At 56.1% G+C, this 12,333-nt stretch carries 12 protein-coding genes and 1 pseudogene; 4 read left to right on the plus strand and 9 right to left on the minus strand.

Translation table 11 applies throughout. From position 1 onward, the window contains the following. Positions 1 to 70 precede the first annotated feature (70 nt). Positions 71 to 481, plus strand: a complete 411-nt coding sequence (gene msrB, locus CDUR_RS07345) for a peptide-methionine (R)-S-oxide reductase MsrB (protein WP_179417699.1) — start codon at positions 71 to 73, stop codon at positions 479 to 481. Between the two features lie 9 nt (positions 482 to 490). Here msrB and hemQ read toward each other — a convergent pair whose 3' ends face one another. After that, entirely contained in the window at positions 491 to 1,201 is a 711-nt protein-coding gene (gene hemQ / locus CDUR_RS07350) for a hydrogen peroxide-dependent heme synthase (RefSeq protein WP_325064659.1), read from the minus strand. Positions 1,202 to 1,402: 201 nt separating this feature from the next. Here hemQ and CDUR_RS07355 point away from each other — a divergent pair, with 201 nt between their 5' ends. Next, positions 1,403 to 2,005, plus strand: coding sequence for a DUF3000 domain-containing protein (locus CDUR_RS07355; protein ID WP_040360316.1), 603 nt, complete (start codon positions 1,403 to 1,405; stop codon positions 2,003 to 2,005). Positions 2,006 to 2,034: 29 nt separating this feature from the next. Here the strand turns inward: CDUR_RS07355 and CDUR_RS07360 are convergent, their stop codons facing one another. After that, positions 2,035 to 3,051 carry an ABC transporter substrate-binding protein gene (locus tag CDUR_RS07360; RefSeq protein ID WP_179417701.1) on the minus strand — a complete coding sequence of 339 codons (1,017 nt, stop codon included), beginning with the start codon at positions 3,049 to 3,051 and terminating at the stop codon, positions 2,035 to 2,037. A gap of 58 nt (positions 3,052 to 3,109) precedes the next feature. Between CDUR_RS07360 and CDUR_RS07365 the strand changes: the two genes are divergently transcribed. Further along, positions 3,110 to 4,303 carry an HRDC domain-containing protein gene (locus tag CDUR_RS07365; protein WP_179417702.1) on the plus strand — a complete coding sequence of 398 codons (1,194 nt, stop codon included), beginning with the start codon at positions 3,110 to 3,112 and terminating at the stop codon, positions 4,301 to 4,303. Here CDUR_RS07365 and dxs read toward each other — a convergent pair. From dxs to dut, 5 genes and pseudogenes are all read right to left on the minus strand, one after another. Then, complete coding sequence (gene dxs, locus CDUR_RS07370; RefSeq protein ID WP_179417703.1) at positions 4,283 to 6,178, minus strand: 1-deoxy-D-xylulose-5-phosphate synthase; 1,896 nt, start codon at positions 6,176 to 6,178, stop codon at positions 4,283 to 4,285. The two genes, CDUR_RS07365 and dxs, sit on opposite strands and share 21 nt — an antisense overlap. Positions 6,179 to 6,294: 116 nt before the next feature. Beyond that, the gene (locus tag CDUR_RS07375) at positions 6,295 to 7,551 is read right to left on the minus strand and encodes a class I SAM-dependent RNA methyltransferase (protein WP_179417704.1); all 1,257 of its coding nucleotides are present in this window, start codon (positions 7,549 to 7,551) and stop codon (positions 6,295 to 6,297) included. Then, a complete protein-coding gene (locus CDUR_RS07380) occupies positions 7,544 to 8,176 on the minus strand; it encodes a DUF3159 domain-containing protein (protein WP_051034000.1) in 633 nt (210 codons plus the stop codon). The genes CDUR_RS07375 and CDUR_RS07380 overlap by 8 nt, the downstream gene beginning before the upstream one ends. Before the next feature lie 794 nt (positions 8,177 to 8,970). Next, positions 8,971 to 9,849 (minus strand): annotated as a pseudogene (locus tag CDUR_RS07385) (DUF3710 domain-containing protein); the annotation flags it as partial. A 62-nt stretch (positions 9,850 to 9,911) separates the two neighbouring features. Further along, entirely contained in the window at positions 9,912 to 10,403 is a 492-nt protein-coding gene (gene dut, locus CDUR_RS07390; protein ID WP_006063561.1) for a dUTP diphosphatase, read from the minus strand. Between the two features lie 61 nt (positions 10,404 to 10,464). Here dut and CDUR_RS07395 point away from each other — a divergent pair, with 61 nt between their 5' ends. Then, positions 10,465 to 10,977 carry a DUF3093 domain-containing protein gene (locus tag CDUR_RS07395; protein ID WP_179417706.1) on the plus strand — a complete coding sequence of 171 codons (513 nt, stop codon included), beginning with the start codon at positions 10,465 to 10,467 and terminating at the stop codon, positions 10,975 to 10,977. Positions 10,978 to 11,051: 74 nt separating this feature from the next. Here CDUR_RS07395 and CDUR_RS07400 read toward each other — a convergent pair whose 3' ends face one another. Both CDUR_RS07400 and CDUR_RS07405 read right to left on the minus strand, forming a co-directional pair. Then, positions 11,052 to 11,345: a DUF4193 domain-containing protein gene (locus CDUR_RS07400; RefSeq protein ID WP_006063563.1), complete on the minus strand. Its 294-nt coding sequence runs from the start codon at positions 11,343 to 11,345 to the stop codon at positions 11,052 to 11,054. A gap of 152 nt (positions 11,346 to 11,497) precedes the next feature. Beyond that, complete coding sequence (locus CDUR_RS07405; protein WP_233452917.1) at positions 11,498 to 12,328, minus strand: inositol monophosphatase family protein; 831 nt, start codon at positions 12,326 to 12,328, stop codon at positions 11,498 to 11,500. Positions 12,329 to 12,333 lie beyond the last annotated feature (5 nt).

Consider the following 12,333-nt stretch of genomic DNA (forward strand, 5'->3'; position numbering starts at 1 on the left):
GGGAATAGTTGCGGCGTCGATACGCGTTGTGTAGTGCACAAGCTCCCATGCGATAGAAAGGCCTGGTGTCGTGACTGATTTTAAACTTCTCACTGATGATGAGTGGCGCAAACGCCTCACCAACATGGAATTTCATGTTTTAAGGGAGGCGGGTACAGAACCACCGTTTGTCGGCGAATACACTGACACCACGGCAAGCGGCGTGTACTCGTGCCGCGCATGCGGAGAAGAATTGTTTCGGTCCACTGAAAAGTTCAGCTCACACTGCGGCTGGCCATCCTTTTTCTCACCATTGGCCCAAGACCGCATCATACAGCGTGCGGACGATTCCCACGGAATGCGTCGCACCGAGGTGCTGTGCGCCAACTGCGGTTCCCACCTCGGGCATGTTTTTGAAGGTGAGGGATACGACACCCCCACCGACCTGCGCTACTGCATCAACTCCATCTCGCTGACCTTCGAGGAAGGCCAACAACAGTAGGTGATACAGCTAGGGCAGCACTTCGATGATCTCGCTGACGTCCGCTACTCGACGCCCAGTGAAAAACGGCGTTTCCTCACGCACATGCAGGCGCGCCTCGGTGTAGCGCATCTTGTGCATCAGGTCAACGATTCTGCCTAGATCCGGCCCTTCAAAAGCGAGGATCCACTCGTAATCCCCCAGCGAAAATGACGGGACCGTGTTGGCGCGAACATCAGGAAAATCTCGCCCTGAACGCCCATGTTCAGCAAGGATGCGGCGACGGTCCTTATCGTCCATGAGGTACCAATCATAGGACCGAACAAAGGGGTACACGGTGATCCACGCACCCGGGTCTTCCCCCATGATGAAGGATGGAAGGTGGGATTTGTTGAATTCGGCGGGGCGGTGTACAGCCGTACCTGTCCAGAAAACCTCTGAGACTTGCCCGAGCACTGTCGTACGGCGGAAGTCGTTGTACGCCTTCTGGATATCCTCGATGTTCTCGGCATGCCACCAGATCATGTAGTCCGCTTCTGCGCGGATACTGGAAATATCGTATATTCCGCGCACTACAACGGTTCCTGTGGACTCTAGTTGGGCAAAAAAGTCCTGGGTTTGAGAGATAATGTCGGCACGTTCGACGCCCAATCCACCTGGAATGATGCGGAATACAGCCCACTGCGTGTAACGCTGCACACTGTTGAGAGCAGCATAATCCAGACGACGTGATTCGGTCATTCGGGACATCCTTTCGATGATGCACATAGATTATTCAGACATTGTAGGGATACTGCGGCACATGCTGTGGGTGGGTTACTCAATCCCACTACACGGCAGGTCCGTATCCATCATAAGTATGATTCCAAAAACTCTCCCCTCAAACCCCCTTTTTCGGCGCGCCTCCCGCTGTGGCTTCAGTTGTGGGATAGCTTTGTGCGTGTGACCGACTCTGAAGCTACAGTGCATGCCTCCGCAGCCGCCGACGCAGCTCCGCAGTTCTTTGCCGACGCTGTGGAATCCCTCTACCAGGCACAGCTTCGGCCCGAGATCTCAGTGGGTACAATTCGCCCGCCGCAGCGCTTGGCACCGTACAGCCACGCCATTGGTTTGGAAGTCATGCACCCTGAAACCGATATTGTTACGCCTGATTCCGAAGGCGACGCTTTTGGGCGTTTGATTATCCTCCATGATCCGCAAGGCGAAGAAACCTGGAACGGGCAGCTCCGCCTCGTAGCCTATATTCAGGCTGACATGGACGATGCCGTTGCAGGCGACCCGCTTCTCCCCGATGTTGCGTGGGAATGGCTGCGTGAAGGACTTGGGGACTCCACTGCGACGTTTACCAACCTAGGTGGCACCGTCACGTCAACCACATCAGTACGTTTCGGTGACATTGGTGGCCCACCTCGCGCCTACCAACTAGAGCTGCGAGCATCATGGACAGCTGAAGACAATAACCTCGCTCCGCATGTGGCGGCTTTTGCCACCGTGCTGGCAAGCGTTGCAGGACTTCCCCCAGAGGGCGTGCGGATGATCCGCTAGTACGTCCCAGACGATAGCCTCGCTGGTCGCTACTGTTTTATCGCATCGCCCACAGCATCAACCATGGTGTTGAGTGTGGTGAGGCCAATACCCGTCTGATACCACTCAGCAGCGTTTAAGTACACAATGTGTCGGTGCTGCGCAGCCCTGCTTTTTCTCACCACCTTGCTGCCTAGTATGTCCTCTTCTTCCTCAGCGGCGGTGGATGTTGCACTCTGATCATGCGTGTCAATCAGGGTGTCTCGATTGATCACAAACAAAAACTCCGGGTCTGCCTTCGCGATGTCCTCTGCAGAGTATTTCACGGGTTCACCTCCATGAAGTCCGTCAATGCCTATGAAGCCGAGATCGTACACTAGCGAAAACCGGCTATGTACGCCGTACGCTGTGGTTTTTCCTTTGCTATTTACAACAACCAGCGCTGTGGCTCCAAGCGCAGCCACCTGTTCACGAACGGTCACTACTTTTTCATCCAAGGCGGCTAGCTCCGCTTCAACGTCCGCATCCACGCCAAAAATTCGCCCCATCTGTCGCGCGTTGGCAGCATTGTTCCCCAGTACATCCGTTCCAGCGTCAGCAAGTTCCACAGTTGGCGCGACGGCTGCGAGCTTCTCATAGGTCACTGCCGTACCGCTGCTCGTTAGTATGAGGTCAGGCTTCAGCTCGGCTATGCGCTTCAGATCTGGCTTACCCAACGGTCCGACCTCGTCAGTACCACCATAGTTTTCTGCGCTAGGTGGGACTATCCTGCCAGCAGGAATTCCCACAATTGCGGAACCGAACCCCATGCTGTCCACATAATCCAGGGCTCCATAGTCCAGAACAACTATCCGCTGCGGGCGTTTGTCCAGCACGGTTTCTCCCTGTTTGTGAGAAATAGTCACGGGATAGTGTGCTGCATTTTCTGCCGATGTGGTGGTGCTAGTACTCGTCGCTGAGGAGTCAACATCATCTGACGGCGAACCGCACCCCGCTACGGCCAACATGACGATCATGACAGCTGCGGCAGCAGGGTCAATGATGACGCGCGGCCTCAACCAGTTCACAACCAACTCACCTCATTCCATGTCCGTCCTGTGGCTATAGCGGCTACACTATTAAAACATGTCAATCCCCCTTGTGGAGCCGCGTGATGGGCTGCCGCCGTTATGCGAATCCCCTGACCAGTTTCACGAGGCGCTTGCACGCTTGGAGGCCGGAAATGGCCCACTTGCCATTGACACAGAACGAGCCTCCGGCATCCGGTACGGGAACCGCGCCTTCCTAGTGCAGATACGTCGAGCAGGTTGTGGAACAGTCCTCTTTGATGCCGAGCAGCATCGTACCGAACTCGGAGAGATCCTGAAACCCCTGCTCAATAGCACTACATGGGTACTGCATGCAGCGGTGTCTGATCTGCCAAGTCTGCAGAACTTTGGGTGGTTTCCTATTCGGTTATTCGACACAGAGGTAGCGGGCCGTCTAGCGGGGTTCGATCGGGTGAATCTTGCAGCCATGGTGGAAAAAGTCCTGGGCCTGCACCTTGCCAAAGGGCTAGCACAGTCGGACTGGTCCAGGCGTCCCATCCCTGCTGCATGGTTAACCTATGCGGCGCTGGATGTGGAGGTGCTACTGGAACTCGCGGACTCCATGGCTGCCATCTTGACCGCCGATGGAAAAACTGCGTGGGCCGAGCAGGAGTTTGAGCACATCAGGCTTCAAGCTCGTCAGCCGCAGGCTGAATCAACATGGCAAGATATGAAAGGCATCAGCGTTTTGACACGACCCCCGCAACTCGCTGTCGCCCAAGCACTGTGGACCACGCGGGAGGCCATTGCACTCCGCAAAGACCTGTCACCCGGACGGGTATTGCGCAACCGTGTGCTTCTCGACGTCGCGCGCACGCTCCCCACATCCCCTGTTGAGTTGGCAAAGATCCCTGGCTTTCCCAAAAACAAGGGTGCTGCGTACCGTTGGTTCAGGGTGGTATCACAGGCCCTTCACACCCCTCGCGAGCAGTGGCCGCAGCCATCACCACAGGTCTTTGACCCTCAGAGCCGCTCATGGACAAAGCACGATAAAGCGGCTGCCGCTGCTCTATCAGATGCTAAAAATATTGTCGCCGAGATCGCATCCCGTTACCACGTGCCTGAGTCGTATGTCCTTCCCACAGCCATTATCAAAAAGGCAGTGTGGAGCACCCGTGTAGCCAAGAACATCACGTCCAAGGAACAATTGCAGGACTTGTTGGCACAACAAGCGGTCCGACCTTGGCAACGTGGGCTAGTGCTGGAACCGCTAGCTGCGGTCCTGCTGTAACCAGTCCAGAATGCGCTGCGCGACACCTTCTGCATCCAGCTTCTGGTCATGGAGAATCTCACTGCGAGACGCATGATCAAGGAACTCCTCCGGTACCGCAAGGTGACGTAGAGGAGTATCAATACCTGCAGCACTGAGTGCTTCACTAAGAAGCGAGCCAACGCCTCCGTGGATAACGCCATCTTCAAGAGTGACCACCATGTCATGCTCAGATGCGGTTTGCACAATCGATTCCGCAACGGGAACAACCCACCGTGGGTCAACCACGGTCACGGCGTAGCCTGCAGCATCAAGGGATGTGGCAGCCGCTAATGCTGTCTCGACGAAGGCACCCACCGAGACAAGCGCAACACGGACAGCAGTGTCGGACGGCGCTTCAGAACGGAATAGCACCTCGACACCATCGTCATAAGTCTCTACCGCTTGGTGGACAGGGGGCAGCGAGCCTTTAGGGAAACGGACGGCAGTTGGGCCGTCGTTAATGGCAAGTGCTTCACGAAAAAGCATCCGCAACTGTTCACCGTCGCGGGGTGCGGCAACACGCATGCCAGGGATGATGGAGAGAATCGAAAGATCCCAGACGCCGTTGTGGCTAGCGCCGTCGGAACCCGTGATACCGGCACGGTCAAGAACGAGGGTGAGTGGGAGCCGCAGTAACGCGACATCCATGAGCAACTGGTCAAAGGCACGGTTGAGGAAGGTAGAGTACACAGCAACAACTGGGTGCACGCCCCCCAGCGCGAGACCTGCCGCAGAGGTGATGGCGTGCTGCTCGGCAATGCCAACATCGAAGAAACGATCAGGGAACTCCGCGCCGAACTTATCAAGGCCAGTGGGCCCCGCCATGGCGGCTGTGATAGCCACAATGTCGTTACGTTCGCGTCCGGCCTTGAGCAGTTCTTTAGAAAACACCGAAGTCCAGCCCGGTTGTGCCTCGAACACCGGCTTCCCTGTCACAGGATCGATAATGCCTGTGGAATGCATTAGATCAGCTTCGTCATTTTCCGCAGGGGCGTAGCCGCGACCTTTTTCCGTCACTACATGGATGATCAGCGGGCCGTCGTAATCCCGCGCATAGCGGAAGGCATGCTCCAGCTGTTTCAGGTTATGTCCATCCACCGGGCCGATGTACTTCATTCCCAGTTCAGGGAACATTTCAGTGCGGATAACGGTGTATTTCACCCCCTCTTTCAGCGCATGCATCACATCAAAGGTGCGTTTACCCACCCAACCCATCGAATTGAGCGTACTTTTACCCTGTTCCATCACCTTGTCGTAGAAGGGCTGCATCCGCAGGTCCGCGAGGTTATCCGCGAAACCACCGATGGTCGGTGAGTAACTGCGACCGTTATCATTTACGATGATAACGACGTTACGGTCTTTACCTGCGGCAATGTTATTCAGCGCCTCCCAGCACATGCCGCCAGTGAGGGCGCCATCCCCCACGATGGCAACCACATTACGGTCAGCCTGCCCGGTAAGTTCAAATGCTTTAGCCATGCCGTCGGCGTAGGACAACGCAGCGGACGCGTGGCTCGATTCCGTCCAGTCATGTTCACTTTCAGCACGAGACGTGTACCCAGACAGGCCGTCCTTCTGCCGCAATGTATCAAACAAATTAGCTCGCCCAGTCACAATCTTGTGCACATAGCTTTGGTGGCTGGTATCAAAAATGATGGCGTCACGTGGAGAGTCAAACACTCGGTGAAGCGCCAAAGTCAGCTCCACCACCCCCAAATTGGGGCCTAGATGCCCGCCTGTCGCCGACACTTTTGCGACAAGAAACTCACGTACCTCCGTGGCCAGCTGCGTCAACTCGTCCGTTGACAACGCCTTGAGATCCTCAGGCGACGAAATGCGATTCAGAATACTCATTGGCGTGAGCTAAAAACCTTTGCTGTTAGAAAACGGCTTACCACAAATCAACTGTGAAAATCTGCGGCTGCCCTGCCACGATCAGGGTGCAGAACAGCCACAGTATGCTGATTATCTTACCCCCTGCCCGCAGGCGATGTGGGCGTAAATAGCCCAAAAGTCTCACAGTGGTGTGTACCTGGAAACGCGTTAAACACACGTAACCTGCGTAATCGATAACCATGTTCCACCCAACTTCGGGTATCCCGGGCGAACGTAGCGGCGTCACACCCTATGTGCACAACGACACCAGGATGCCTCGCAGCTACATCAGCAATCACCTGATCACCAGCACCCTGCCGCGGGGGATCCAACACCACAACCGCAGGATCAGGCAACTGCGCCAGGCGACGCTCCACCTTCCCAGTCACAAAACTCACCCGAGCATCACCTGACAACGCTGCCACCCCACTGTCGTGCGCGTAAGGCGACACCTCCACCGAATACACCTCAGCAGCATCACCACACGCGCGCAGTAATGACGGCACAAACAACCCCACCCCGCCGTACAAATCCCACGCAACCACCCTGCCTGGCTGCTTATCGACGCTCTCTCCTGCCGCACATTCCCGACGCACCCACTCCTCCACAGTGTCCGCGTATACCTCGGGAGCGCGCCTATGAGCCTGCCAAAAACCAGTGGCAGGAAACTCAAACGTCGTGTTGCGCACAGTCTCTTGCACCGTGCCAGTCCCCTCCAGCACAGATGTCACCTGCTCAACGCGTTGGCCTCGTCCTACCTTCCGGGTCTCCACCACATGTCGATGACCAGTGCTGTCAATCGCAACGACCAACTCCGCGCCGGGACGAAACGTTCTTGCCCCTGGCCCAACGATGCCGTCTAGCAAACCAGGAACAGCCTGCGTGCACTGCGCATCCGCAACCACGTCACGCGACCTTCCCGCGCGTAGCCCAGCGCGACCATGGGGGTCCACCCCCAGTCGCATGCGGGTGCGCCATCCCGTCGGTGTATCAAAGTCCACGAGTTCAGGTTCAGGAACATCGTTGAGCTGACCGAGACGTCGTAGCTGTTCAACAACGGTCGCAGCCTTGACGGTGAGTTCATGGTCAGGGACGAGCTCCCCCAAGTCACAGCAGCCCGCGCCAACTGCGGCTGCGGGACAGCGCTGGTGAGTTCGCTGCGGTGACGGGGTAAGTACTCGAGCCACTGTTGCCCGCGCAAAGTTCTTTTTCTCCTGGGTGAAAGTTATTTCTACAGTGTCTCCAGGGATGGCACCGCGAACAAAGACGACTCGGCCGTCGACATGCGCAATACCTTCACCACCGTGAGCAAAACTTTCAATGTCAACAGTTGCCACTGGTGGCTTATTCATTCATATCCTCGGATTCTTGTGGGCGGGGTGTTGGTTCTTCCCCGTCTGCTTGTTTGATGGCTGCGTTGGCTCGGCGAACTGCCCACACAGACACGAGCATCATAACGCCAGTCAGTGGCCATCCAGTCAGAATTTTTGCCACGGCCAAGGAGTTCGTGGCATCGGCATCGTAGAAGAATTTTTGGATGAGGAACCTAATGAGAAACACCAAGCCCCAACCGATGGTGGCGATGTCGTAGGTATAGCGGGCTTTCTTGTTGGCGCGCCACGACATTCCGTCGCCGTTGATGCCCTTCCACACCACGCCAACCGCAGGCCAGCGGATTATCACTGAGATGAAGAAAATGGCGGCGTAAAGCAGCGACATCCATATGCCGTACAGGAAAAATCCTTTAGCGTCGCCAGTAAACCAGGCGATCGCCGCACCAATGCCCACACCAATGAGTCCCGAAAATGCCGGCTGCAGGTTTTCCCTGCGGATGATGCGCCAAAGGAACACTCCACAGGCCACCCCCATCGCGGCCATTAGTGCGGGCATAAGTCCCCACCGCGCGTTAACAGGAATAAGGATGAGGATGGGCAGTGTGGAGGAGATAAGTCCACTCACTCCACCCATCTGTTCCATGATGGTGGGGGCTTCTTTTTTCTCTTGACTTTCGTCCACTAGCGCTCCGACCGCATCTGTTGTAGCGCCGACCCCTCAGCACCCATGCGTGAGGCATCACGACGCCCCATGCGACCGCTCCGCTCCGATGATTCCGCACTCGGACTTTCGCCTCGGCGCGAAACTTGATCTTCTCCGCTGGTGGTGACGGAGGCGTTTTCGGCACCAAGCGCGTGCCGACCACGACGGCTTTCCTGACGATCCCCATCCAACACAGTTGCAGAGCGGTTACGAGTACTGGTGGCCGTTGCCGTGGCGGTACTTCCCAGCGAGGCCGAAACGGAACTCATTGGCGCAACAGTTCGTGCGCGGCGTTTCCCACCCTGAGAACGCGCCGTCGGTGCTGAAGTAGGCGATGCTGCCGGCGCTGATGAAGGTTGCCGCAGGTTTGAGGAGTTCCCCTGATGCGAATTACTGTGTATTTCACGATGCGCTTCGCGCTGAGGCTTGCCAGTTTGTCGCGGCATCATCTGTGTTATGTCGGTGGCTGGGGTTGGCGGCGTCGGCTGCAGCGGCGTGGCCTGTGGGCGCGCAGATTCAGAATAGGCATGCCGGGACCGCTCTTGCTGGTTCTCACGCAACTCGTGGCGGTGTTCACGTCGAAGCTGTTCCTGATGCTGCTGTTGCTCGCGTTGTGCGTGGTCATGATGGGTTTGACCACTATGTTCCCGACTGCGGTGTGACTGCTCACGCGTGCGTTCTTGCACTGGTTCTTGTTGCGGAGGTGTCTCAGCAGCCGCTGCTGGCGTAGCAACTTCCGCAGCTTTATCGGGCGAAGTTTCTGCGGCGTTGTTTTTATCCTTCTGGCGCTTTTCCATCGCTTGCTGAACTTTTTTGGCGAGCTTATCAGGCAGCGACACTGGGAGGGGCTGACCGGCAAAAATGGGTTCATCACCGCGGTAGACAAAGGTCCTGGCCACCACGTCACGTCCAAGCTCAGTCATTTGATCAGCGGTTGCATTCGGGGCGGCAATTGTCATGCGTAGCATCCAGCGCGGGCCATCCGCACCGATAATGCGGATGGTAGCTTCAGGGGCCAGGCCTACGATTTCACGGCCCCATGGACCATGTTCGATGTGCACAATCAGCCCATCGTTGCGCATACCTTCCGCCAGTTCCTTGGTGGTCTGCCGCCATTGCCCCTCAGACCGAGGCGCAGCAAAAGCAACAGGTGTAATGCGCCCATAGGGAGTCACAATGTGCAGCATGCGGGGACCGTTGCCGTCCATCTCCACCTGGACTTCAGAGTGCAATGGGAGGGGAATTTTCAATGACCCAAGGCTGAGCGTCCCACGTGAAAAGTCAGAGAAATCGAAGTCTTCAAAAGGAACCGTATCACCATCGAAGGGTCCAACGTCACCCTCATCAACCTCGTAATCTACGTCGTCTTCGTCCGAATAATCATCCTCCGAATAATCATCTTCTGAATAATCATCGTCCGCGTAGCTTTCATCTGGATAGTCATCGTCTGAGTAGTCATCGGAATACTCATCGTCAATATAATCCTCGTCGGCAGGGACGTCATCGTCATCTATGTAGTCGTCGTCTATCCAGACGTCGTCGTCCGATCGAACGTCGGTCGCTGAGTAACCCGACTGATCTTTTTTATTTTTGGAAAAAGGCCATAATGACATGTCTTAGTTCCTTAACGTCCATGCAAGTCTAGCGAGCACCCTATCAGTTCAGTTCGTTGTCGTTATATTCCTGAAGAGCCGTACCCCTGTTCGCCACGCTCAGTGGTGTCCAACTCGTCCACTTCCTCAAAGTCCACAAGCTCTACTTTTTGGACCACAAGCTGGGCGATTCGATCACCACGTTTGATAACAAAAGGTTCACTAGGGTCAAGGTTAATCAAACATACTTTGATCTCACCACGGTAGTCTGCGTCGATTGTGCCTGGGGCGTTGACAATGCTCAACCCATGCCGCGCAGCTAACCCCGAACGCGGATGTACTAACCCCACCATTCCTAGTGGCAGCGCAATGGCAATACCGGTGCCTACCAGCAACCGCTCGCCCGGATGGATGATGACATCAGTGGTGGCAGACAAATCTACCCCCGCATCCCCTCGATGGGCGCGCTGCGGGACAGGGATGTCAGGATCCAGCCGACGTAGCTTAATGGTGGCGGGGTAATGACTATCGTTGTTAACGCTCACGCCTAATACGATACGCACGAAACCACCCATATTCACAGCTTCACAACCACTAACGCCAGCACAGCCGTCGCGTCAAGTAAACTATTAACCCGTGACTGACGCGATCTCCGACGCCACTAAGGTCTTGTACCGCGAAAAGCAGTGGGTTCCATGGTATTGGTGGTTCCTTGCCGCGTTTATCGTGGCACTAACCACAGCGCAGCTGGCACATAATCGCAGCATATTGTGGATCTACATCCCTGCCGCCATACTCACTGCGGCGGCGGCATGGGTGTTGCTGTCCTTATCTTCCACAGTAGTCACTGTGGAAGAGGATTCTGACGGAGTACGTTGGCTTGGAACGCGCAACGCGATTCTGCCCCACACCGTGGTCTCGCGCTGCCTGGCTGTACCCACGACAGCAAAGCGGAACGCAATGGGACGTCAGCTTGACCCCGCAGCCTTTGTGGTCTCGCATGGATGGGTCCCCGAAATGGCGATGTTTGTGCTCGATGATCCAGACGACCCCACGCCCTACTGGCTGATCAGCACACGCAATCCTGAAAACCTTCTCAAGGCTTTTGTACCAGCGTTACTACAGGGCGACAGTTCAGCTGATACGTAGAACGCATACGTAAAGCCGCAGATTGTTGTTACCCCCGCAACACGCAATCTGCGGCTTTATTGGTGGAACCCGGCCTAAGCGCAGTCAAGGCAAATGATGGAGCCGTCTTCCTCAATGTGAGAAATACGATTGCGGCGTTGCACGAGGAAGCAGCTGGAGCATGTGAATTCGTCTTCGCGGCGAGGCACAACTGTCACATTCAGCTCCTCGCCAGACAAATCGACCGAGGGAAGGTCAAACGGCTCGACGATTTCACCATCGTCGTCCATGCCGTTTGAGGCGTTTTCAGCAGCCTTAAGACCTTCAAGAGAGTCAGTTTCCAACTCATCTTCGGCGCGACGGCGGGGGGCGTCGTAATCAGTAGCCATACCTGTTATGTCCTTCCGCTATGTTGGGTGTTCCGGTGCATCATACACGCACCGGGCTAGGCAACGTATCGACGCGCATATTAAGCCACATTTCACTCGTTGTCATATCTACACAGAAAAAAATTTGTTTCCGCAGTTCGGCGTGTCGCGATTCAGTGAGCCAACGGCTTCAGTGCGCCTATTGACTGCAGCAGTGCGTACATCTCTTCGGCCACCTCTGGAGCAGCGACAACAATGATCTCACCAGCGCTGCCCGGCATGGATGGCGACGGGGCCCACACTTTTGCACCAGCCTCTTGGGCGATGAGCAGACCAGCCGCAAAATCCCAGGCGTTCAACCCATGCTCGTAGTACGCGTCAACTCGCCCAGCAGCAACCGCACACAGGTCGAGGGCCGCACTGCCGAAACGTCGAATGTCACGTATATGAGGCAGGATATTATCCAGCAACGATGCTTGCACGGCGCGTCGAGAAGCGTCATAGCCGAAACCTGTTGCGACAAGGGCGGTGTGGAGTTCGCTTTTCGACGTCACCCGCAACCGCTGCTTCTGACCAGCCTGCTGCAGCCACGCTCCCTCATCGTGTGCAGCGTGAAAAAGTTCCCCTGTCTGCACATTCACGACCGCACCTGCGATAATCTCTCCTCCGTATTCGGCGGCAATGGAGACCGCATACTGCGGAATGCCGTAGAGAAAATTGACGGTCCCATCAATCGGGTCCACAATCCAGGTGACGCCGGACTTTGAGGAACGGTTACCACCCTCCTCCCCCAGCAACCCGTCCTCTGGACGTAACTGCGCCAGCTGATCAGCAATGTAGTCTTCAGCAGACTTATCCACGATGGTGACTGGATCAACATCGGAGCTTTTCGTTGTGGTGACCTCGTCCAAGCTGACAATCTCGGCGCGCTGGCGCGTGATGAGTTCCGCCGCGCCAACCGCGATCGTAGTAGCTGTTTCCATTAAAGAAGTAGGATTGACCATGGGTT

The sequence above is a fragment of the Corynebacterium durum genome, from assembly GCF_030408675.1.
GTDB classification, from domain to species: domain Bacteria; phylum Actinomycetota; class Actinomycetes; order Mycobacteriales; family Mycobacteriaceae; genus Corynebacterium; species Corynebacterium durum.

Bases quoted from the DNA above. Each gene is read 5' to 3' on its own strand.
- hemQ (WP_325064659.1), bottom strand. From the start codon at position 1,201: ATGACCGAATCACGTCGTCTGGATTATGCTGCTCTCAACAGTGTGCAG.
- CDUR_RS07365 (WP_179417702.1), top strand. From the start codon at position 3,110: ATGTCAATCCCCCTTGTGGAGCCGCGTGATGGGCTGCCGCCGTTATGC.
- dxs (WP_179417703.1), bottom strand. From the start codon at position 6,178: ATGAGTATTCTGAATCGCATTTCGTCGCCTGAGGATCTCAAGGCGTTG.
- CDUR_RS07375 (WP_179417704.1), bottom strand. From the start codon at position 7,551: ATGAATAAGCCACCAGTGGCAACTGTTGACATTGAAAGTTTTGCTCAC.
- CDUR_RS07380 (WP_051034000.1), bottom strand. From the start codon at position 8,176: ATGGAACAGATGGGTGGAGTGAGTGGACTTATCTCCTCCACACTGCCC.
- dut (WP_006063561.1), bottom strand. From the start codon at position 10,403: ATGGGTGGTTTCGTGCGTATCGTATTAGGCGTGAGCGTTAACAACGAT.
- CDUR_RS07400 (WP_006063563.1), bottom strand. From the start codon at position 11,345: ATGGCTACTGATTACGACGCCCCCCGCCGTCGCGCCGAAGATGAGTTG.
- CDUR_RS07405 (WP_233452917.1), bottom strand. From the start codon at position 12,328: ATGGTCAATCCTACTTCTTTAATGGAAACAGCTACTACGATCGCGGTT.